This window comes from Verrucomicrobiia bacterium (assembly GCA_035495615.1).
In the GTDB taxonomy this organism is placed as follows: Bacteria; Omnitrophota; Omnitrophia; order Omnitrophales; family Aquincolibacteriaceae; genus DATJFP01.
Map to the genome: position 1 here is coordinate 15,262 of DATJFP010000065.1, position 23,029 is coordinate 38,290.

Annotated in this window: 13 protein-coding genes, 2 tRNA genes, 3 rRNA genes and 1 pseudogene; 18 read left to right on the forward strand and 1 reads right to left on the reverse strand. The window is 54.1% G+C overall.

Features of this window, described 5'->3' with window-relative positions; translation table 11 throughout:
- Window positions 1-82: 82 nt before the first annotated feature.
- The 17 genes and pseudogenes from mnmG (at window position 83) to VL688_08015 (ending at window position 19,990) form a co-directional block, all read left to right on the forward strand.
- Window positions 83-1,906 carry a tRNA uridine-5-carboxymethylaminomethyl(34) synthesis enzyme MnmG gene (gene mnmG / locus VL688_07935; protein ID HTL47975.1) on the forward strand — a complete coding sequence of 608 codons (1,824 nt, stop codon included), beginning with the start codon at window positions 83-85 and terminating at the stop codon, window positions 1,904-1,906.
- 102 nt (window positions 1,907-2,008) lie between these two features.
- A pseudogene (locus VL688_07940) lies at window positions 2,009-2,761 on the forward strand (AAA family ATPase).
- A gap of 115 nt (window positions 2,762-2,876) precedes the next feature.
- Window positions 2,877-3,800, forward strand: a complete 924-nt coding sequence (locus VL688_07945) for a ParB/RepB/Spo0J family partition protein (GenBank protein HTL47976.1) — start codon at window positions 2,877-2,879, stop codon at window positions 3,798-3,800.
- Window positions 3,801-3,889: 89 nt separating this feature from the next.
- Window positions 3,890-5,188: a sugar ABC transporter substrate-binding protein gene (locus tag VL688_07950; protein ID HTL47977.1), complete on the forward strand. Its 1,299-nt coding sequence runs from the start codon at window positions 3,890-3,892 to the stop codon at window positions 5,186-5,188.
- Window positions 5,189-5,202: 14 nt separating this feature from the next.
- Window positions 5,203-7,686, forward strand: a complete 2,484-nt coding sequence (locus VL688_07955; GenBank protein HTL47978.1) for a glycosyl transferase family 36 — start codon at window positions 5,203-5,205, stop codon at window positions 7,684-7,686.
- A 109-nt stretch (window positions 7,687-7,795) separates the two neighbouring features.
- A complete protein-coding gene (locus tag VL688_07960; GenBank protein ID HTL47979.1) occupies window positions 7,796-9,787 on the forward strand; it encodes a glucoamylase family protein in 1,992 nt (663 codons plus the stop codon).
- Window positions 9,788-9,896: 109 nt separating this feature from the next.
- Window positions 9,897-11,114, forward strand: a complete 1,218-nt coding sequence (locus VL688_07965; protein ID HTL47980.1) for an ROK family transcriptional regulator — start codon at window positions 9,897-9,899, stop codon at window positions 11,112-11,114.
- Window positions 11,115-11,146: 32 nt separating this feature from the next.
- Window positions 11,147-11,896 carry a twin-arginine translocase subunit TatC gene (gene tatC, locus VL688_07970; protein HTL47981.1) on the forward strand — a complete coding sequence of 250 codons (750 nt, stop codon included), beginning with the start codon at window positions 11,147-11,149 and terminating at the stop codon, window positions 11,894-11,896.
- A 228-nt stretch (window positions 11,897-12,124) separates the two neighbouring features.
- Window positions 12,125-13,689, forward strand: a 16S ribosomal RNA gene (locus VL688_07975).
- 192 nt (window positions 13,690-13,881) lie between these two features.
- A tRNA-Ile gene (locus VL688_07980) sits at window positions 13,882-13,958 on the forward strand.
- A gap of 80 nt (window positions 13,959-14,038) precedes the next feature.
- Window positions 14,039-14,111 (forward strand) — tRNA-Ala (locus tag VL688_07985).
- Window positions 14,112-14,273: 162 nt separating this feature from the next.
- A 23S ribosomal RNA gene (locus VL688_07990) occupies window positions 14,274-17,598 on the forward strand.
- A 103-nt stretch (window positions 17,599-17,701) separates the two neighbouring features.
- Window positions 17,702-17,818: ribosomal RNA gene (rrf, locus tag VL688_07995) — 5S ribosomal RNA — on the forward strand.
- Together the 16S, 23S and 5S rRNA genes with 2 tRNA genes alongside form the textbook arrangement of a ribosomal RNA operon.
- A 146-nt stretch (window positions 17,819-17,964) precedes the next feature.
- Window positions 17,965-18,324 carry a hypothetical protein gene (locus VL688_08000; GenBank protein ID HTL47982.1) on the forward strand — a complete coding sequence of 120 codons (360 nt, stop codon included), beginning with the start codon at window positions 17,965-17,967 and terminating at the stop codon, window positions 18,322-18,324.
- Between the two features lie 34 nt (window positions 18,325-18,358).
- Window positions 18,359-18,754, forward strand: coding sequence for an ACT domain-containing protein (locus VL688_08005; GenBank protein ID HTL47983.1), 396 nt, complete (start codon window positions 18,359-18,361; stop codon window positions 18,752-18,754).
- A gap of 25 nt (window positions 18,755-18,779) precedes the next feature.
- Window positions 18,780-19,544: an exodeoxyribonuclease III gene (locus VL688_08010; protein HTL47984.1), complete on the forward strand. Its 765-nt coding sequence runs from the start codon at window positions 18,780-18,782 to the stop codon at window positions 19,542-19,544.
- A gap of 2 nt (window positions 19,545-19,546) precedes the next feature.
- Window positions 19,547-19,990 carry an SRPBCC family protein gene (locus VL688_08015; GenBank protein ID HTL47985.1) on the forward strand — a complete coding sequence of 148 codons (444 nt, stop codon included), beginning with the start codon at window positions 19,547-19,549 and terminating at the stop codon, window positions 19,988-19,990.
- Here the strand turns inward: VL688_08015 and VL688_08020 are convergent.
- Entirely contained in the window at window positions 19,987-22,017 is a 2,031-nt protein-coding gene (locus VL688_08020) for a hypothetical protein (protein HTL47986.1), read from the reverse strand. The two genes, VL688_08015 and VL688_08020, sit on opposite strands and share 4 nt — an antisense overlap.
- 147 nt (window positions 22,018-22,164) lie before the next feature.
- Here VL688_08020 and VL688_08025 point away from each other — a divergent pair, with 147 nt between their 5' ends.
- Window positions 22,165-23,013 (forward strand): MqnA/MqnD/SBP family protein, encoded by an 849-nt coding sequence (locus VL688_08025; GenBank protein HTL47987.1) that lies wholly within the window; start codon window positions 22,165-22,167, stop codon window positions 23,011-23,013.
- Window positions 23,014-23,029: the final 16 nt, after the last annotated feature.

Here is a 23,029-nt window from a genome sequence, read left to right on the forward strand (position 1 = left end):
GCCTCTCTTCGGATAAAACTCTCAAGCTCTCCGGCGGCACGCCGCTTGTCATAAAGCGCGGGCAAAAGTACAATACCCGCTTATGAAATCCACCCAAACCTTCGGCGCCATCGTTGTCGGCGCCGGCCATGCTGGTGTCGAAGCCGCCCTTTCCATCGCCCGGTCAGGCCACGAAGTCCTGCTTATTACAATGGATGCCAAGGCTGTCGCACGTATGTCCTGCAATCCCGCCATCGGCGGCATTGCCAAGGGCCACATGGTGCGCGAGATCGATGCCCTGGGCGGCGAAATGGCGCTCGCCACCGATGCTACGGGAATTCAATTCAAGATGCTCAACCGCTCCAAGGGCCCGGCCGTGTGGTCGCCGCGGGCTCAGGCCGACAAGGAGCAGTACTCGCAATATATGCAGCGGATCATTGCCGCAGAAAAAAATATTATCCTCAAAGAAACGCAGGCCACGGAACTTTTAATCGAAAACGGAAAATGCTGCGGCATTCAGACGCAGGAAGAAGAACGCTTTTACGCCGAGGCTGTTATTTTAACGACCGGGACTTTTTTGCAGGGCCTGATCCACGTCGGCGAAAAAAATACTCCGGGCGGCCGCACGGGCGAAAAACCCGCGGTGGGACTGAGTGATTCGCTGCGCCGGGCCGGCATCGAGTTGGTGAGGTTCAAGACCGGCACTCCGCCGCGTCTTGATGCCAAAACCATTAACTGGAGCATCCTAGAAGAACAAAAGGGCGATGCCCCTCCGCAGCCCTTTTCTTATCGCACCCAAGAATTGCAAGTTGAACAGTTGTCGTGCTTTATAACGCACACCAACCCTGAAATCCACCGACTTATTCACGCCAATTTGCACCGTTCACCTCTGTATGGCGGTCTTATCAAAGGAACGGGCACGCGGTATTGCCCTTCCGTCGAAGATAAAATCGTGAAGTTTCCGGACAAGGAACGGCATCAGATCTATCTTGAGCCGGAAGGCCGGGATACAGATTCGATTTATGTGAATGGACTTTCCACCAGCCTGCCCGAAGATGTTCAAAGAGGCATCGTGGCACAAATTCCCGGCTTGGAGAATGCGGCTTTTTTGCGGCTGGGCTATGCCATTGAGTATGATTGCGCCCCTCCGACCCAACTCAAGCATTCTCTGGAAACCAAACAGATCGAAAATTTATTCTTGGCAGGCCAAATCAATTGCACCTCCGGCTATGAAGAAGCCGCGGCCCAGGGCCTTATGGCCGGGCTCAACGTGATTCGCAAGATTCGCAAAGAACGGCCGTTCGTTTTGGGGCGGGCCGAAGCGTATATCGGTGTCCTGATTGATGATTTGGTTACGAAAGGAACTCCCGAGCCCTATCGCATGTTCACTTCCCGCGCGGAATTTCGCCTTCTTCTGCGGCAAGACAACGCCGACCGCAGATTGATGAAATACGGCCGCAAATTCGGATTGATTTCGGCGAATGTCGACGAGGCCATGCAAAAAAAATACGAACGGATCCAAAACGATATCCAGGCGCTAAAAGCCAAAGGCTACGGAAGCGGCAATCTCCACCGTTATCTCAAGCGGCCCGGCATTTCCTATAAATCGCTCGAGAACCAATCTCTCCACCTCGCCGATCTTTCCGAAGAAGAAAAACTCGCGGTAGAAACCGAAGTTAAGTATGAAGGATATATTTCTCGCCAAAATCTCGAAGTTGAAAAATTAAAGCGCCTAGATCGCAAGAAAATACCCGAAAAGATCGATTATGAGACAATTCGGGGCATCAGCCGCGAGGCGCGAGAGAAATTCTCCAAAATCAAGCCGATCTCTGTGGCTCAGGCCGCACGGATTCCGGGAATTTCACCCTGCGATATTTCTCTGCTCGTCGTCCACTTGGAAAAGAACGCCGCGTCCTTTTCTTCCTAATTTCACCGTTTCACGTGAAACATTCTCTTTCGTCTTGAGATTTCCAATCAAGATGTGTAAGATGCCAGCCGATGTTTCACGTGAAACATTTGGGAGGCAATCATGAAGAATGTTTTTGCTTTTTGTAATCAAAAGGGCGGCGTGGGAAAGACCACATCTGCCGTAAATATGGCTACTATCGTCGCTTCGAAAGGGTATAAAACCCTTCTTATCGACATGGACTCGCAGGGAAATGCCACCAGCGGTCTGGGAATCGAGAAGCAAGATCTGAAATCCACAAGTTATCAACTTCTTGTGGATAATTCCGACCCGGAGGGAATCGTCATTCAGACAGGGATTAAAAATTTGCGGCTTATTCCCGCAAATGCGGATCTGTCTGGAGCGGATTTGGAACTGATCAACCGAGAGCGGCGAGAATTCATCTTGGCGCAGCGTCTGGCTTCCCTTAAGGAGCGCTTTGAATTTATCTTCATCGACTGCCCGCCGTCACTCGGGCTTATAACTGTAAACTGTTTAACAGCAAGCGATTATATCATGATACCATTGCAGTGCGAGTATTATGCGCTCGAAGGATTGGGGCAATTGATCAGCACGTTTCAGCTGGTCCAAGCGAATCTCAATCCCGCGCTTGATATCGGCGGAGTGATTCTCACCATGGCGGATTTTCGCACGAATCTTACGCAGCAGGTCATCGAGGAAGTCCGGAATTACTTTAAAGACAAAGTGTTCGAGGCCGTGGTGCCTCGCGCGGTTAAGCTGTCGGAAGCACCGAGCTTCGGCAAGCCCGCTGTTCTTTATGATCCGCACAATCGCGCGTCCAAAAGCTACCAGCAGATGACGCGGGAATTTTTGCGCCGGTTCAAACCTGAATCTTCGGCGGAGCCGGAGCCGGTTCAGGAAGCTTCCGATGAGCCCATCGCGGCGCAGGAACAAAACCCCGCACCCGTTCAAAATCCTCAAGGAGGAAATCATGATCAAGAAGGCGCTCGGTAAAGGATTAAGTGCATTAATTCCGGATACGTACGTCAAATCGGGCGAAGTGCGCAAAGATCTTCCCGCAGTTCAGGCCGCTCAGCCGCAGGCGGAGACAAAACTTCCTGAAAACGCGCTGGAAATGATCCCCATCGAGCATATTCGCGCCAATGAAGACCAGCCTCGGAAAGAATTTAAGCCAGAGGCCATTGAAGATTTGGCCGCCTCTATCCGCGAAAAGGGGATTTTGCAGCCGGTCATCGTTAAAAAAATCGCGGATAAAACGTACGAGCTGATTTGCGGCGAACGGCGGTACCGCGCCGCAATCCTCTGCGGTTTGGAAAAAGTTCCCGCGGTCATCAAAGATATCGCGCGCAGCGATTTCCTGGAATGGGCGCTGATCGAGAACATTCAGCGCGAAGACCTCAATCCTATCGAAGAAGCGGAAGCCTATCAGAAGCTGGCTGAAGACCATAAAATTTCCCAGGACGAGATCGCCAAAAGGCTGGGCAAGAGCCGCGTTGCCGTCACGAACACGCTCCGGCTCCTGCGGCTGCCGCAGGACCTCCGGGGGTGGCTTGTCGACGGAGTGCTTTCGGCGGGGCATGCGCGGGCGCTGCTCGGGCTTCTGACGCCGGAACACCAGCGGCAGATCGCCAAGAGGATCGTGGAGGAAAATCTCTCCGTCCGCCAGGTGGAAACCCTTGTCAACCGGAGCCTTGCGCATAAACGCAAGCCGAAAAAGGCAAGAAACCTGAGCCCTGAAATCGTCGATCTGGAGAACCATCTCTCGCGGCATCTGGGCACGCAGGTGCGGGTTCATCCCAAGAAAAACATGAAACAGGGCCGGATCGAGCTTCATTATTTCTCACTGGACGAACTCGACAGCATCCTAGAGAGAATGCGCTTTCCCAAAGTTTAGCCGTCCGCGCGAGTCTTCCGTTTTGCGGAATTGACAGTGCCCGCCAGGGTAGATATAATTTACGACTTTCATCACCCAATGAGGGCCCTGTGATTTCGAAGTTTCCAAAATCTTTTCTAAGCGTCGCGCTCGCGTTTTTCTTTTCCTTCTCCCTGGCAGGATGTGGCGGAAGCTCCTCCCAATCTACCAACAAAGAAATCAAAGTCACGTTCTGGGGCAGCCCCGAAGAAATCGAGATCATCACCAACTCGATTAAAGACTGGCAGACGGCCCACCCGGATATCAAGGTCGTGTTTGAGCACACGCCCTATACCGGCTACGACAGCAAAATCCTGACGCGCATTGCCGGTGGCGCCGCGCCCGACATCATCGCGACCGAGGTCGATTACTTCGTGACGTTCGCGAGCAAGGGTGTTCTCGAAAATCTTTCGACGTATGCGGACGCGGATCCCGAGTTTCACAAAGAAGATTACTTTCCGACGATTCTCGACCGCTTCACGGTCGGAGGAAATATGTACGCGGTGCCCCGCGACGTCGCGCCGTTCGCCTGCGTTTTCTATAATAAGAAGCTGTTCGACGAAGCCGGCCTCCAGTATCCCACGGATGATTGGACCTGGGACGACATGCTGCGCATGGCGCGCGCGCTCACGAAAAAAGACGAGAGCGGCAGGATCACCCAATACGGTTTCTACGGCTGGGCGTGGCAGGATTTTATTTATAGCAATGGCGGCGCGATCGTCGACGACGTAAAAAACCCCAAGGCCACGCGGATCAACGAGCCCGCGGCCATCGAAGGCCTGCAGTTTTATTCCGACATGATCAACCTTTATAAGGTCATGCCCACGCCGGTGGCCCTGGCGAACCTGGGCATGGGCATTGATTTGATGTTCGCAAGCGGCAGGCTGGGTATGTTTTTGTCCGGCGTTTGGGAAACTCCCGGCTTGCGGCGCTATGATTTCGATTGGGACGTCGCGATGTTTCCGAAGAGCCCCAAGGGCGGGCGGGGTTTCGGCTCCGGCGGCTCTGGCTATGCCATCCTGAAGACGTCGAAACACAAAAAAGAAGCGTGGGAAGTCATCAAGGCGCTTACCGGCGCGGCGGGGCAGAGAGAGCTGGCCAAGCGCGGTCTCGCGCAGCCTTCCAGAATTTCCGTCGCCGAGTCCGACGCGTGGGCGCAGAACACCGACAAGCCCGTGAACAAGAAAATGCTGAACGAGGCCGTGAAGTACATTCAGTTTGGCCCGTTTCATTCGCGCTGGCGCGAAATCGAAGAAAAATATCTAAGCCCCCAATTAGATTTGGTTTTTAATGGGAAGAAGACCGCGGCGGAAGTTCTGAATACCGTGGCTCCCCAAATCAACGCTATCTTACAAGCTCCCGAAAAGTGAGGAAAAACAAAACCATGACCATGACGTTAGAGAAAAAAAGCTCCAAGAAATCTTCCAAAAGCGGCGCGAAACAGGCGACGCAGGGCGCGGCTTCCGAAAAAAAGTTTGCGTCCAAGTACGGCCATTTCACCGCGGACGGCAGCGAGTACGTGATCACGAACCCGCGCACGCCGCGCCCGTGGATCAATGTCTGCGCCAATGAAAACTACGGCTTCGTCGTCACGCAGACGGGCGGCGGTTTTTCCTGGTTCGGAAACTCCCAGCTTTCCCGTCTGACCACGTGGTACCAGGATCTCATCCGCGACCCGTACGGCAAGTACGTGTACGTCCGCGACAACAAGACCGGCAAGCACTGGTCCACGACGTGGAAGCCGACCGGCTTCAAGTATGATTCGTACGAAGCCCGCTACGGTCTCGGCTACACGAAGTTCACGACGCGCTATCAGGGCATCAAGACCGAACAGCTCATGTTCGTCCCGCGCGAAGACTCCTGCGAAATCTGGCAGGTGACGCTGACAAACGAAACGAAGAAGGCGCGCGACATCAGCGTGTTTCCGTTTTTCGACTGGTGCCTCGGCAACGGCACGGAAACGCACCGCGAATTCCAGAAGACCTTCATCGAAGTGCAGATCAACCGCAAGCTCGGCGCCATCATCGGCCGCAAACGTCCGCCGCTGGTTCCTCCGCACATTTCGACGGGCCTGAAAGATACGCCGCTCACCGGCGTGTTCGCGCTCACGAACCAGAAGCCGGCGGCTTACGACGGCGACAAGGAAACGTTCGTCGGCATGTATGGCACGTACCAGGATCCGAAGGCCGTTCTCGAAGGCAAGGTGCAGAATCGCCGCGAGCTCGAAAAATGGGGCGATCCGATTGCCGCCATGCAGGCCAATGTGAAGCTCAAGGCCGGCGAATCGAAAACGCTCGTTTTCCTTCTCGCCCGTATCGAAGACGCTTCCAAGGCTCCCGCGATTATCAAGAAGTACAGCACGCTGGCGCTGGTCAAGAAAGAGCTCGACCGCATCGTGAATTACTGGAAAGACCTCACGGACAAGTCGTGGGTCGAAACGCCGGACGAAGCGCTAAACTTCGTCACCAATAAATGGTACCGCTATCAGGCTGTTTGCGCCCGCATGTGGGCCAAGACCGCCTTCTATCAGTGCTCCGGCGGCATAGGCTTTCGCGATCAGCTCCAGGATTCGAACTGCATGCTCGAGTCCGATCCGAACATCACGCGCAAGCAGATCCTGGTCCATGCTGAACAGATGTTCCCCGACGGAACCGTGTACCACTGGTGGCATCCGGGCGCGGGCATTGGCGCGCACACCGAAATGGTCGACGACCTTCTTTGGCTTGCCCTCATCACGCTCAACTACATCGATGAAACCGGCGATGAGTCGATCCTCGATGAAGTGGCCCCGTATGTGACCAAAGGCAATGAACCGAAGCAGGAAGGCACGGTGTACGATCACATCTGCCGTTCCTACGAGAAGGTCCTTTCGCGCTGGTCGCCCCGCGGCCTGCCGCTGATGGGCGAAGGCGACTGGAACGACGGCATGAGCCATGTCGGTCCGAAGTGGAAGGGCGAATCCGTGTGGCTTGCGCACTTCTTCCATGGGCTGCTCAACCGCCTTGCGCCGGTTTGCGAAAAGCGCGGTGAAAAAGACCGCGCGCAGCGCTACCTCGACCGTGCCAAAAAGCTCAAGGCCGCTGTCAATGAACACGCTTGGGACGGCGAATGGTACATTCGCGCGACCCGCGACAACGGCATTCCGCTCGGCAGCAAGACTCAGGACCGCGGCAAGATCTTCTTGAACGCGCAGACCTGGGCGGTTATCTGCGGAACGGCGACGCCGGAACGGGCGCGGACAGCCATGAATTCGGCCTACAAGTGGCTGTACCGTGAATATGGTCCGCTGCTCTTCACGCCGGGTTATGACAAGCTCGATGAAACCATCGGTTACCTGTCGCGTTACGCGCCTTCCGTTCGCGAGAACGGCGGCGTTTATACGCATGCCGCTTGCTGGGGCGTTCAGGCCGCGGCCATGATGGGCGATGCCGAAATGGCGTACAAGGCCTACACCAACATGAACCCTGTTTACCGCGGTCTGAATCCCGATCACTACTACGGCGAGCCTTATGTGACGCCGGGCAACGTGGATGGTCCCGATTCCCCGAATTTCGGGCGTGGCGGCTGGACCTGGTATTCCGGTTCCGGTTCGTGGATGCAGAAGGTCGCTTACAATTGGATCTGCGGCATCCGCGCTTCCCGCGATGGGCTGATCATTGATCCCTCGATCCCGAAAGCCTGGAAAGGTTTCAAGGCTAAGAGGACGTTCCGCGGCGCCACGTACATGATCGACGTGCAGAATCCCAGCGGCGCCAATGGCGGCGTGAAGGAAATTACGGTGGATGGCAAGAGGCTGTCGTCCAACGTGGTTCCCACGTTCTCCGACGGCAAGACCCATCAGGTCCGCGTCGTTTTGGGAAAGAAGTAAACCCCTCGTTTTCAGATCGGGCTTTCAGCCACCCCTTTCTTCGGAAAGGGGTGGCGGTTTTTTGAGCGTCCTCGATGCGTTTGTTCTGATTCCCCCGAAAGAGACAACCATGCGCATGCAAAAAAAAGGCCGCGGGTTTATCTCGGCCGCCCTTGTCACTCTCATCGCTTCCGCTTCGCCCGCCCATGCCGCATCCGACCCCGCTATTTACGGGCTGGTGCCTGCGGAAAAGTCCCTCGAAACCTCTTCTCAGTTCATCCTCGTCGATGATTTCAATACCGGAAAATTTCTGATTCGCGAAGGCGCGGGGTGGCGCGTCAAAGGCCCGCTCGGCGCGTTGGAAATCATGATCGACAAAACCGATGCGCGGAATCCTGAGCGCGGGTATTCCCTCAAAAACGATTTCAGCCTTGCCTCCTCCGAAAAAGCATCTTTCGAAACTTCGCTGGACCACATGGACGTGAGCAAGGCCACGCATCTGGTCTTTAAAATCAAATTGGCGATGAAAGACAAAGCCGCTTTTCCCGGCAAGCTCGCCGTGACTCTTATGGATTGGAACCAGAAGCAGGCCGAGGTCGACCTTTCCCCGCGTGTCGCGGCCGCGGACGGTTCCTGGATCGAGGTCGAGCTTCCGATCGGGGATTTTTCGGGATTGGACCCTGACCAGTTGACCCGCCTTAAATTTACGCTGACCGCTCCGGACTCGAAAAAAATGCACGGGGCCTTGTGGCTCGACGAAATCGCTTTCTTCGGCCCCGGCAATGCGGAATTTCTCAGCCACCGGGACAACATCGTTTCTTTTCCTTCCGGCATGTCTTCGGAGCGACGGCACAAGCTCGCAAAACAGAAAAAAGATGCCAAATTTTTGAAGATGATCGCGGAAGACACGTGGAAATTTTTCGAAAATGCGAGGGACAAAAACACGCACTTGATCGTCGACCACATCCGTCTGGGAGACGCGCCTCTCATTGCCGATTACACGTCGCCCACCAATATCGCCATGGACCTTTTGTCGACGATTGCCGCCATGGATCTGGAAATCCTGTCCCGCGAGCAGGCTGCGGATTCCGTGGGAAAGGTACTGAAAACGCTGGACCGGCTGCCTAAGTACAAAGGCTTTTTCTACAATTTTTATGACATCGCAAAGCTTTCTATCCAAAGGAGTTACATTTCGACCGTGGACAGCGGCTGGCTCGCTATCGCGCTCGTCGTGGTGCGTCAGGCCTTTCCCGAATATAAGGAGCAGGCTTCTAAGTTTCTCGACGGATTCCACTTCGGAGATTTCCTGGATCCGGAAAACAACCAATTGGTCGTAGGGCTGGATGTTCCCATGAAGGATTTCGGTAAGTACCATTACGGCCTGCTGGTTACGGAGGCGCGCGCGACGAGCCTTTACGCGATCGGAAAAGGCGATCTCCCGCGGGAGCATTGGTGGTTTATCTACCGAACGCTTCCGCAGGTCTGGGGATGGCAAAAGCAAAAGCCCGCGGGCGATTTCATTACCGAAGATGGGGTGGAATATTTTCAGGGGTATTACCAGCAGGACGGAAAAAAGTTTGTGCCGAGCTGGGGCGGGTCCCTGTTCGAGTTTTTGATGCCGACTCTTGTTCTAAAAGAAAGGAAGCTTGCGCCCCAGGGCCTTGGCCTGAACGACAAGATCGCGACAGAGCTGCAGCGGGATTATGCGCTTAAAAAAGGATATCCGGTCTGGGGGATGTCGCCCTGCGCAGTCTCCAACGGTCGCCAATGGACGTACCGGGAATACGGGGTGCCGGGCCTGGGAGCTAAAGGATATCCGGATGCCGGCGTGGTAACGCCGCACGTGAGTTTTCTGGCTTTGGACAGCCTGCCGCAAGATGCCCTCAAAAATATCCGTAATCTACTGAAATTCGATATTTATGGGGAATACGGCTTTTACGATGCCATCGACCTCAAAAAAGGCCGGGTCAACCCTCAGTACCTGTCCCTGGACCAGGGCATGATCCTTGTCGCCATCGCCAATTATTTAAAGGAAGGGACCATCCAGAACCGTTTTCACGCGGATCCGGTCGGAAAGAAGGCGGAGGATTTACTGTCGAAAGAAAGTTTTTTCAAGACGTAACTAGTGCTTTGAAAATCATTTGTTTAGTTATACAATACCGAGCCATTAGGACGAATTCCCCGGTTTTTTTCTTGATTTAGGGACGGAAGTTGGGAAAGGAGAGGGCCTCGTGATTAAACAGATTCTCTTAAAAGACCGCATCCTGACAGACAAAGAGAGAAAGAACCTCGCCATCCTGGAGGTCATCAGGAAAAACGGCCCCATCTCCCGCACGGACATCTCCAAGATCACCGAACTCAACATCGTCACCGTCTCCAATTACGTCAATCATTACATCAAAAAAGGCCTTGTCGTCGAAGGCGAGCTGGATGAATCCACCGGCGGCCGCAAGCCCGTTCTGGTAGAGCTCAATCCGAAAGCCGGCTACATCGTCGGCGTCGGCCTCAACATGCTCAGCGTGGTTGGCGTTCTCGTCGACCTCGAGATTAATGTCATCGCCGAAGTAAAGCGCGAGCGCAATCCCGAAAATTCTGAGTCCGTGATCGAGAACATGGTCGACATGGCCCAGGAAATCATCGAGAAGGCCGAAATCGACAAGAGCAAAATCGTGGGCGTCGGCGTCGGCGTTCCTGGCATCATCGATGAGCGCGGCCGTACCATCCGCTGGCCGCAAAGCCTCGGCGAAAAAGACATCAACGTTTGTCTTTCTATCAAGGATACGTTCGAAAAGCGCCTCGAGATTCCGACGTTTGTGGAAAATGATGCGAATGCCGCGGTGCTAGGCGAAAAGTGGCTGGGTCTCGACCGCGACGTGCGCCACATGTTGTACATGTTTTCAGGCGTGGGCGCGGGCATTCTGATCAACAGTGAAATCTACCGCGGGGCCACGGGCGCTGCCGGCGAGCTGGGAATTTCCAGCAGCCGTTCCGCAAAAGATTATGCCAAGGAAATCGCGCCGCAGCTAGGCCGCTGGGAAATGGACCTCGGCATGGTCCTGCACGCCAAAGCCAGACTGGAGAAGGGCGAGAAGTCCATGCTCCGCGATTTCGTGAACGGAAACATCAACCAGCTTACTTTCAAAGAAATCGTGCGGGCCGTGAAGGAAAAAGATAGTCTCGCGCTTCAGGTCGTGGATGAAGCCGGCCAGGCTCTCGGAAAAAAAATCGCGTTTCTTGTGAATCTCCTCAACCCCGAAATCGTAGTCATCGGGGGCGGCGTCGAAGATTGCGGTGCTCCTTTGCTGGATGCCGTTAAAAACGCCGTAAAAGAATGGTCTGTCGAAGAAGCTTCCAGCCACGTTAAAATCATTCCTTCTGCTTTCGGCGAAAATGCCGTGGCTCTTGGTGTGGTTGGCATCGTGGCGCGCGAAGTTTTCGCGCAGGCCTAATCCCCAAGCTCTTCGGCCCTGAGCGGCCTATGATGGACACGACCCCTGATTTCCTTTCCCATTTGGAAGAATTGCGGAAGAGAATTCTCGTCTCGCTTTTTGTTTTCGTGGCGTGCACGGTCGCGGCGTATTTTTTTTCCCGCCAGATCGTAAATTTTTTAATCGAGCCGCTGCACAAGCAGCAGAATGCGCAGCTTGTTTTTCAGACGCCCTACGAAGCCTTTTTGACGTACGTGAAAGTCTCAGCGGTGACGGGCCTGTTGCTTTCGCTGCCGGTTATTTTTTTCGAATTCTGGAAATTTGTTTCGCCGGGCTTGTATGACCGCGAAAAAAAAGTGATCCTGCCTCTGTCATTTGTCTGTGTTTTGCTGTTTCTTGCGGGCGTTTGTTTCGCCTATTTTTTGGTCATTCCTTTTGGGCTGGGTTTTCTTCTCAGCTTTCAGACCGAAAGCCTGCGGCCGCTCATCGCCATTGCCCCCTATTTCTCATTTTTATTGGGGATGATCCTCGCTTTCGGAGCGCTTTTTGACTTCCCAGTTGTGCTCTTAGGCCTTATAAAACTTGGGGTTATGAAAACCGAGACACTGGCTAGCATGAGGAAGCTTATTGTGGTCGGAATCTTCGTTGTGGCGGCTATATTGACGCCTTCTCCGGATCCGGTCAGCCAGCTTTTGCTGGCGATTCCTCTGGTTTTGCTGTTCGAAATCACGCTTTTGATTGCCGGCCGGATCGAGAAAAAAGCCCCAAAAACGCCTCAAGATCAAGGGATTCAGGGACGATAAACTTTTTTGTGTTTTCTCGCTTGACAGTGTAGGGCTGCCTCAGTAGAATTACAAACCCCTGCAACAGGGAACGCTGCGAAATACATTCTTCGTAAGCAAGTCTTTCTTAAATTTATCTTTGAATATCAAGTTTTTTGGAGAAGCCCTTGGCTCACCAAGGCGCTCCAATAGCTCTTTCTCATTGATGTGCGGAGCCGACGATTCAGTTCGAGAGGATCTAAACTTTCTATTATGGAGAGTTTGATCCTGGCTCAGAACGAACGCTGGCGGCGTGGATTAGGCATGCAAGTCGAACGGTAGTCTAGCTTTTTCGGACTATAGTGGCGAAAGGGTGAGTAACACGTGGGTAACCTGCCCTTGGGCTCGGGATAACTTGCCGAAAGGCGAGCTAATACCGGATACGTTTCCATTTCTTAATTGGGATGGAAGGAAAGCTAGGGACCTCGCAAGAGGCCTGGCACCCTTGGATGGGCCCGCGGCCTATCAGCTAGTTGGTGAGGTAACGGCTCACCAAGGCTAAGACGGGTAGCTGGTCTGAGAGGATGGTCAGCCACACTGGGACTGAGACACTGCCCAGACACCTACGGGTGGCTGCAGTCGAGAATCATTCGCAATGGGGGAAACCCTGACGATGCGACGCCGCGTGTAGGATGAAGGCCTTCGGGTTGTAAACTACTGTCAGCTGGGAAGAAAGGTTTCCTGATAACATCAGGAAACTTTGACGGTACCAGCAGAGGAAGCCACGGCTAACTCTGTGCCAGCAGCCGCGGTAATACAGAGGTGGCAAGCGTTGTTCGGATTCATTGGGCGTAAAGGGTCCGTAGGCGGCTCGGAAAGTTGGAGGTGAAATCCCATGGCTTAACCATGGAACTGCCTTCAAAACTCCCGAGCTAGAGGATGAGAGGGGTAGAGGGAATTCCCGGTGTAAGGGTGAAATCTGCAGAGATCGGGAAGAACACCAGTCGCGAAGGCGCTCTACTGGCTCATTTCTGACGCTGAGGGACGAAAGCTAGGGGAGCAAACGGGATTAGATACCCCGGTAGTCCTAGCTGTAAACGATGATCACTAGGTGTCGGGTGGGTAAACCATTCGGTGCCGCCGCTAACGCATTAAGTGATCCGCCTGGGAAGTACTGTCGCAAGGCAGAAACTCAAAGGAATTGACGGGGACCCGCACAAACGGTGGAGCATGTGGTTTAATACGACGATACGCGTGGAACCTTACCCAGGCTTGACATGCACTGGAAAGCCCTATGAAAGTAGGGCCCTCCTTTCGGGGACTGGTGCACAGGTGTTGCATGGCTGTCGTCAGCTCGTGTCGTGAGATGTTGGGTTAAGTCCCGCAACGAGCGCAACCCCTGTCCTATGTTGCTAGCCATTCCTTCGGGAATGGTGCACTCTTAGGAGACCGCCGCTGATAAAGCGGAGGAAGGTGGGGATGACGTCAAGTCAGTACGGCCCTTACGCCTGGGGCTACACACGTGCTACAATGGTCGGTACAATGGGTTGCAAAGCCGCAAGGTAGAGCTAATCCCCAAAAGCCGATCCCAGTCCGGATTGGAGGCTGCAACTCGCCTCCATGAAGCTGGAATCGTTAGTAACCCCGCATCAGCCACGGCGGGGTGAATACGTTCCCGGGTCTTGTACACACCGCCCGTCAAGTCACCCGAGTGGGTTGCACCCGAAGTAGATTGCCTAACCGCAAGGAGGGCAGCTGCGAAGGTATGATTCGTGAGGGGGACTAAGTCGTAACAAGGTAACCTTACCGGAAGGTGAGGTTGGATCACCTCCTTTCTAAGGAGCACATTCCCGAATCGAAAGAAGAGGGAAGAGTGCTTAAAAGATGTAATCCCTAGAATTGGATCGCCGTCCGCACATCAATGTCTTTTGCTAATATCAAATACTCCTAACCATGCCCTTGCTCTGCAAGGGCGTGAGTTACGAGTACGATAATGATTTGAGCATAAGCCGCAGGAATTTTCATTTGGGCCCATAGCTCAGATGGTTAGAGCACAGTGCTGATAACGCTGGGGTCAGTGGTTCGAATCCACTTGGGCCCACCAGACGCCAGCTAAAACCAGAGTCCAAGAAATAAATTGGCTTTGAGTTTTTCCGAGCCTGTCCCTTCAGGGAAGGTTCCTTCGGGCCTGTAGCTCAGCTGGGAGAGCACCTGCTTTGCAAGCAGGGGGTCAGCGGTTCAATCCCGCTCAGGTCCAGTAATCAAAACATTCGTGATTTAAAAAATTTTCGTCTCTCCTTTAAAGAGAGACTGGTGCATTTTGTTCTTCAAAATGCGTCGTTCTTTGACAACGTAATGAAGTCTCGGCAGATTCATCGATATTTCATCGAGTAAATTTGCGGGATTTTCATCGAGAAATTGTTAAGCTACTAAGAGCCGTTGGTGGATGATATGGCGCTTATAGGCGATGAAGGACGTGGCAAGCTGCGATAAGCTTCGGGGAGTTGCAAGCAAACTTTGATCCGAGGATTTCCGAATGGGAAAACCCCCTACCAACCATGGTAGGAACATTCTCTGAATGCATAGGGGAATGTGGCCATACGGGGAGAACTGAAACATCTAAGTAACCCCAGGAGTAGAAAGAAAGTATCGATTCCGTCAGTAGCGGCGAGCGAAAGCGGAACAGCCTAAACCGAACAGATGTCAAGCTTCAGGGCGTTGTCTGTTGGGTGTCGTGGGGCTCAATGGTCCTGACCTGAATCAGGACGGAAAGAAATCCTGTTTAACTTTAGCAGAACAGTCTGGAACGACTGGTCCAAGAGGGTGATAACCCCGTATGCGAAAAGGTTAAACGCTTTCTGTTTGAGTACCCCAAGTACTACGAGTTAAGAGGAAGCTCGTGGGAATCTGGGAGAACCACTTCCTAAGGCTAAATACTAATAAGCGACCGATAGTGAACAAGTACCGTGAGGGAAAATTGAAAAGAACCCCTGTTAGGGGAGTGAAATAGAACCTGAAACCAACAGGCTTACAGGCGGTGGGAGGACTATGACGGCTTGCCGTAATGTCTGACCGCGTGCCTTTTGCATAATGATCCGGCGAGTTATTGAATGCGGCAAGGTTAAGCACTTGAGGGTGTGAAGCCGAAGCGAAAGCGAGTCTGAACAGGGCGTTTAGTCTCATTCAATAGACCCGAAGCCAAGTGAGCTTACCATGGCCAGGATGAAGCGCGGGTAAAACCGCGTGGAGGTCCGAACTGATTTGAGTTGAAAATCGATCGGATGAGCTGTGGTAAGGGGTGAAAGGCCAATCAAACTTGGAAATAGCTGGTTCTCCTCGAAACATGTTTAGGCATGGTCTTGTGCAGTAGTTATCAGAGGTAGAGTACTCAATGGGCTAGGGGGCTTACCCGCCTGCCGACCCCAAGGAAACTCCGAATGCTGATAGCGTAATCACAGGAATCAGAACGTGAGGGATAAGCTTCACGCTCGAGAGGGAAAGAACCCAGATCGCCAGCTAAGGTCCCTAAATTATGGCTAAGTGGTAAAGGATGTGAGGATACATAGACAACCAGGATGTTGGCTTAGAGGCAGCCACCATTTAAAGAGTGCGTAACAGCTCACTGGTCAAGTGTTCTCGCGCCGAAAATGATCGGGGCTCAAGCCATATACCGAAGCTGCGAGCTTCAACTCCCTGCGGGGCAGTTGGAGCGGTAGAGGAGCATTCCCAGGGCATCGAAGCGGAACCGTAAGGATCCGTGGAGCGCTGAGGAAGAGATTATGCCGGAATGAGTAGCGATAAAACGGGTGGAAAACCCGTTCGCCGTAAGCCCAAGGGTTCCCGGGGAAGGTTAATCCGCCCGGGGTTAGTCGGTCCTAAGTCAAGGCCGGACAGGCGTAGATGATGGAAAGCAGGTTGAATATTCCTGCACCATTAGCTCCGCGTTATAACCTGAGAGTGCCGAGGAGGCTAGATGATCGCGCGATTGGAAGTGCGCGTCCAAGCTTGTAGCCCAGCCGCAAGGCTGGGTGAGGAGTGTTAGGGAGCTCGACCTTCGGGAAGAGCGAACTCATCAACGCCACACTTGCGAGAAAAGCTTTTCAGGTAAGTTGAGCTAATGTCCGTACCCTAATCGGACACACGTGGGCGAGTAGAGAATACTAAGGCGCTCGAGAGAATCCTCGCTAAGGAACTAGGCAAATTGGCCCCGTAACTTCGGAAGAAGGGGTGCCTGAGTAGGATGACCGTCAAGCGAGTCCGAAAAGGTCGCAGTGAAATGGGCCAGCCGACTGTTTAACAAAAACACAGCTCTCTGCTAAGTCGACAAGACGATGTATAGGGAGTGACACGTGCCCGGTGCCGGAAGGTCAAGCGGAGATGTCAGCGCAAGCGAAGCATTGAAGTTAAGCCCCGGTAAACGGCGGCCGTAACTATAACGGTCCTAAGGTAGCGAAATTCCTTGTCGGGTAAGTTCCGACCTGCACGAATCGTGTAACGAGCTGGCCGCTGTCTCAGCGAGTCTCTCGGTGAAATTGTAGTAGCGGTGAAGATGCCGCGATCCCGCAGTTAGACGGAAAGACCCCGTGCACCTTTACTGTAGGTTGGTATTGAATTTTGGTTTTGTGTGTGTAGCATAGCCGGGAGACTTTGAAGCCTTGGCGCTAGTCAGGGCTGAGTCATCAGTGAAATACCGGTCTCATTGAACTAGAATTCTAACTTCGTCCCCTGAATCGGGGCGGAAAACAGTGCCAGCTTGGCAGTTTGACTGGGGCGGTCGCCTCCCAAACAGTAACGGAGGCGTGCAAAGGTCTGCTTAGTGCGGTTGGCAATCGCACGGTAAGCGCAAAAGCAAAATGCAGGCTTGATTGCGAGTCACACAAGACGAGCAAGGTGGAAACACGGCTTTAGTGATCCGGTGGTTCAAGGTGGAATGGCCATCGCTCATCGGACAAAAGGTACGCCGGGGATAACAGGCTTATCGGGCCCAAGAGTTCATATCGACGGCCCGGTTTGGCACCTCAACATATGGGGTGGAACAACAGTAATGTTGCGTCTAGCATCGGCTTATAACGGTGGAGCCCACACTCTTCTATTTCGGGAAATCCGAAACTTGAAGAACGGGTAATACCGTGGGAAGTCTAAGAGGAACCACGCGTGTGGGTAATGTGCGTGTGGAAACAGATCTTCTCTCTTATGACCCCGTAACGACTTAGCGGACACAGAATACGTGTTCTCTAGATGGGGACTGAAATATCTTAGGTCTCCATAACACGCCGACTCCTCTCTGCCACGGAGAGGATGAAGATATAGTCTACGCCACGCGAAATGCGTGGAGAACGTGCGATGTCGGCTCATCGCATCCTGGGGCTGGAGAAGGTCCCAAGGGTCCGGCTGTTCGCCGGTTAAAGCGGTACGTGAGCTGGGTTCAGAACGTCGTGAGACAGTTCGGTCCCTATCTGCTGTGGGCGTAGGAAACTTGAGGAGAGCACCTCCTAGTACGAGAGGGCCGGAGGTGACGAGCCGCTTGTGTACCTGTTGTTCCGCCAGGAGCAGCGCAGGGTAGCGAAGCTCGGAATGGATAAGCGCTGAAAGCATCTAAGCGCCAAGCCGACTCCAAGATAAGGTTTCCCAACCGGTTTTCGGTTTTGAAGACCCCTCGAAGACGACGAGGTTGATAGGCAGGATGTGTAAGCACCGTAAGGTGTTCAGCTTACCTGTACTAATCGGTCGTTCGGCTTAACATTTCCCGATAAATCCCAAAAATTTATTGGTGAAGTATCGATGTCTCTGTCGAGACTCATTACGTTGGAATATTCGCGCTCCAGTTAAAACTGGAGCCAATCACTTCTCGGTGACCATTGGAGAGGGGCCACACCCGTTCCCATTCCGAATACGGAAGTTAAGCCCTCTACCGGCGATGGTACTAACGGAGCAGTTCGTTGGGAGAGTAGCTAGTCGCCGGGATTAATTATTGCGGACTTCATCGAAAGCCCGCAGCTAATCCCAAAAAGACCGGAGATTCATTTCTCCGGTCTTTTTATTTTCGGCCTTGTTCGGCCGCACGAATCCATTGATTCTTTTTTTGTTCCCGATTAGGATACACATTCAATATGATTCGCCTTTTTATCTATCTGATCTTGCTGGGCAGCGTCTTGTATTTGCTTTCTGTATGGAGCCGGAGACAAACCGAAGGCGCTCCCTCTGTCGGCGGAGTTTTGCCGGGCAAGCAGAAGAGCATGTTCAAGTCCCGCGCAAATCCGCGGGAAGTCTGGGTTCAAGTCTATGAAACCGCGACTCTCGATGAAGCGCGGCGTTATCAAGCCCGGATCCAGGAAGAAGAGATCGAATGCATTATCTATGAGCAGGGCAAAAAAGATATTCACGGCAACCCGCTCATGGGAATCGGCATCGCCGTTCCAAAAACAGCCGTGGGGCTTGCGCAGGGAATCATCAGCAGGATTTCAGTCTAAGATTCTCTGCTGCCCTTGAGTCAAAGGAGCGATCATGGGGGCGATTCAAAAACAGTTATCGGTTTTCCTTCCCAACCGGCCCGGTGTCCTCGCCCGCACCTGCTCCATCCTCTCTGAAACCGGAGTCAACATTCTTGCAATGGCCGTGCATGACACCGTGGACAACGCGGTGGTCCGCTTTCTCGTGGATCATCCCACCAAGGCGCTTCTGCTTTTCGAACAGGAAGAGCTTTACGTCCTCGAGCAGGAAGTTGTCGTCCTCGAACTTGATAATGCGCCCGGCGAACTGACGCGCATTTGCCAGGCCCTGGCCGAAGCGGACATCAACATTGCTTATGCCTACTGCACCGCGATCCCGAGGCAGGAATGCGGATGCCTTGTTCTCAAAACCGACCAGCCGGAAAGAACGCTCGAAATTTTGTCGCGGTAACCAACCTCATCACGGTTCCTCTCGAATGAAAATCCTATCCTGGAACGTCAATGGAATCCGCGCGGCACAGCGCAAAGGTTTTTTGGAGTGGCTTTCCAAAGAATCACCCGACGTCTTGTGCGTCCAGGAAACCAAGGCGCAGCTGGACCAGCTGGATATTCTTCTCGCCACCCCGCCGGGTTATCACACCGTTTGGAATTCCGCCGAAAAGAAAGGCTACAGCGGCGTCGCGACCTTTTCCAAAGAGAAGCCGCTGCGCGCCGACAAGGGCTACTGCGTTTCCCATTTTGACTGTGAAGGCCGCGTTCTTCTGACCGAGTTCGAGCATTTCACGCTTCTCAATATTTATTTTCCCAACGGCCAGCGCGGCGAAGACCGGCTGAAGTTCAAGCTCGATTTTTACGAAGAGACGCTGCGTTTCGTGAAGAATCTGCGCAAGAAGGGAAAAGAAGTCATCGTCTCGGGAGATTACAACACCGCGCACAAGGAAATCGATCTTGCCCGGCCCAAAGAAAACGAGAAGACCTCCGGCTTCCTTCCCGTGGAGAGGCAGTGGATGGACGTTTGGGTTGACGCCGGCCACATCGACGTTTTCCGCGAGTTCAATAAAGACGCCGGGCAATATACGTGGTGGGATCAGAAGTCTTTTGCCCGCGAGCGCAACGTAGGCTGGCGCATTGATTATCATTTCGTGACCGAAGGGCTGATGCCCAAAGTCAAAAAAGCCGGCATCATGCCGGACGTTGTGGGCAGCGATCATTGTCCCGTCAGCCTCGAGCTGGAGCTCTGACCATGGGTGAAATCCGGAAGCAATATTTTTTTAAGGCGTCCGTCTCGAAAGCGTGGGATGTCTGGACGAACGTCGAGAAGTATCCGGAATGGGTTGCCGGCGTTTCCCAAAGCCGGATCACGAGCGCTGTTCTCCAGGGCCCTGGATTTTCCTGGCAAGAGGACGCGGTGTTCGGGGTGACGCCGGTGCAGATGGATCACCGCATCGAATCCTGGGAGCCGCTAAAAAAAGCCGTAGTGGAAACCTCGCTGCCGCTTGGCGGCAAGCTTCACCGTGAATTGGGATTCCAGGAAACAGCCGAAGGCGCGGCCGTCGACATCCTGATGCGCTGGGACCTGGGGATCGCGGGCTCTTTTTTCGCGCCGGAATATGTCCACGACGTCATGGAAAAAAATCTGGAGTTGACGGTTTCTAATTGGAAGCGGCGCGCTGAGGGCGGAGCCTAAGCTGCCGCGAGGAAAGACTCGAGGTTTTCAGCCTCGCCGAGGATGCTCCGTACCGACTGGAAAAATTCCGGATGGCGCACGAGTTCGCGCAGCGAGGGGTTGGACAGAAAGGCGCGGTACAGGAAAGAAACCGGCGACGAGTTCGGCAGCGCAAGGATTCTGTCGTCGATCCCTTCCGTGCCTTCGGGCACAATGGCCGCCACCAGATTTTGATTGAGCAGCTCCCGGAACTTTTCTTTGAATTCCGCCCCTGAGGAAACCTCCACCACGCTTTTCCCTTCGATGCGATGGACCCGGAATTTCCCACCGATGGCGTCCGTCGGAATGTCCGCCAGAGAACCGTAGACGAGCACAACCGAGGACGAACGCTCGGAGCGGACCGCCAGTTCCCAGAGTGTTTCGCCCGGGGGCTCTTTCAGCAGAGCATCCAGGTCCGCGGCCGTAATGACAAGCAGGGTGCGCGCGGCACTTTCCCGCGTCTTTTGCAGCCAACCTTTCAAGGCCGTTTTCTTTTCTTCGGGCGTCATCTTTTCGTAATCCGCCCAAGCCACTTGTTTCACCTGTGCGGCGGGTGCGGCCTCGGCCCCGCCGCCGTAGTTCATTGTCATGTCGACGGCTTTCAAAACATTGCGGTCGGTTTTGAGGTAAGCGACGCCGGCCGTGAAACCTTTGTCAAAAGACGGCGGGAAAAAACGGTTCTGGACTTCGGAAAGCGTCTGGCTCTTGACCGTCTCGGACATGCGCTTGTCGTAAAGCGCTTCATCCGGCGCCTGGCCGCCGAGCTCCGGTGTGATGACGACGTACGAGACGCCGGCTTTGCGCAGGCGCGCGGTAATTCCTTCGGTATGAAAACCGCCGGCCACCATCACGATGTTGCCTGAAAGCCGCGCGTCCGTTGTCACGGCCGAGAAAAAGCGTTCGTCGCGGGCCTTGGCGAGCGAATAATATTCGAGCGCAGTTTTCAATTCCCCGGAGAGGCCGGCCTCGGCCGTTTCCGCATCGATTGTATTCTTGTCTTGCTCATAATAGCCCAGGACATCGGGTGTGGCTTTGAGATCGAGGATGTTTTTGGCGACAAGGAACCGTTCCCATTTCTCCGCCAGGCTCCGTTCTTCGTCCTTGGCGAACAAGACATTCTGGACCCGCGCGATCGCGTCGTCCAGCTGGGCAAAAAAATCTTTGTGTGAAATGCCGAGCTGCAGGTTCAGGAGTTCCAGGTAGCTCCGGCTGGCCGGGTAATGCTGAAGCTGTTCCTCGGGAATGATGCCGCTTTTCAGGAGCTCTTCAAAGCTGAGACGCTTCCTTTTATAGGAGTTCATGAGCCGTTCGGCCTCGGACTTCAGCTTTTCCTTGTCCAGGGCTTTTTCCATTTCCAGCGCCTTCTCGAAGAGTTTCACCTGAGTCAGGTCATCGAAAGAAAGACTGCGCTTACGCGCTTCGGCAACGACCATCGGCAGAAAAACCTCCGCTTTCTTCCCTTCGCGGAACGCGGTCAATGCGTCGTCGAAACTTTTCAGCTCCGGATTAAACAAGGCGGCCTTGGCCTGGGTGAGCTTTTTTTGCGCGGCCCCGATTTTTTTCTGCATGGCTTCGCTGGCCTGGTGGTGCTCGAGATAGGCGGCGCGGTTTTTCTGATAAAGGTCTTCCTGCTCGATACCCACAAGCTTGAAGGGGGATTGGGAGAAGAGCGCGGCAAAGGCCGGGCCCGTGATGTCGCCGTCCTCGAGAAGCGCGCGGGCAAGCGTTTGTTTTTCCCGGGAATTGGGCAGCCCCCAGCTTTCCGGAAAACTTGTTTCCGACCAGCCGCCTTCCAGCGCCGCGGTGTTCAAGCCGTAAACCGCGTTCAGGTGATCCAGGATCGCGGCGATGTTTTCCTGGGCGGGAAGGTGCGCGTGCACGTCCTGGATCTCGATGACCCACCGCGATCCGGTTCCTTGAAATCGTTCTTCGATTTTTCCCAGGGATTTGGGGATCAGGAGACTGTCGAGCGAAAGCGGGGCCGCGGTCTCTTCGGTTTGGGCCGGCAAAGAGGAAGCACTCCAAAGAACGTATAAAAGCATGATGAGACAAACCCGTTTCATGACTTGAAGTATACTCAAGCGCAAGGGGTTCCCACAAGGGTTCGTAAGCCCGTTTGGCTTGCCGGAAGGCGGCTCTTCCTGTATATTGCACCCATGCCAGCCACCCAGCAGCAGACCATCCGTTTCGGCCACAGCCCTGATCCTGACGACGCGTTCATGTTCTATGCCTTTGCCAAAAACAAGATTCCCATGGACGGGTTCCAGGTCGATCACGTCATCGAGGATATCGAGAGCCTGAACCAGCGCGCGCTCAAGGCGGAGCTGGAAGTGACGGCCGTATCCTGCCATGCCTATGCCTACCTGGCGGACAAATACGCGGTCATGCGTTCCGGCGGCAGCATCGGCGATAAATACGGGCCCATCGTCGTGGCCCCAAAAGGGACTTTTCCCGGCCAGCCTTTGAGAGGGAAGAGGATCGCCATTCCCGGCAAGCTGACGACGGCCTTTCTCGTGCTGCAGCTCTATGAAAAAAATATCGTCCCGGTCTTTGTTCCTTTTGACCAGATTTTTGATGCGGTCCGCGAAGGCAAAGCCGATATGGGGCTCATCATCCACGAAGGGCAGCTTACCTATAAAGATGAGGGCTTCGAAAAGAGAGTGGACTTGGGCGAATGGTGGCATCAGACCACAGGGCTTCCTCTTCCGCTGGGAGTGGACATTATCCGCAGGGACCTCGGCGCGGACATCATGCAAAGGTTCGCGCGCCTTTTCAAAAAAAGCATCCAATATTCTCTCGATAACCGAGCGCCGGCGCTCGAGTACGCGATTCAATACGGCCGCGGACTCGCGGAAGATCTTAACGACCAGTTCGTCGGCATGTACGTCAACGACGCCACAGTGGACATGGGCGACAAAGGCCTTCGCGGTTTCCAGACTCTCCTCGATCAAGGGTACGAACAACGCCTGATTCCTCACCGCATCAAGATCGACCTCGTTGGATAGCCCTGCCCTGCGGCTT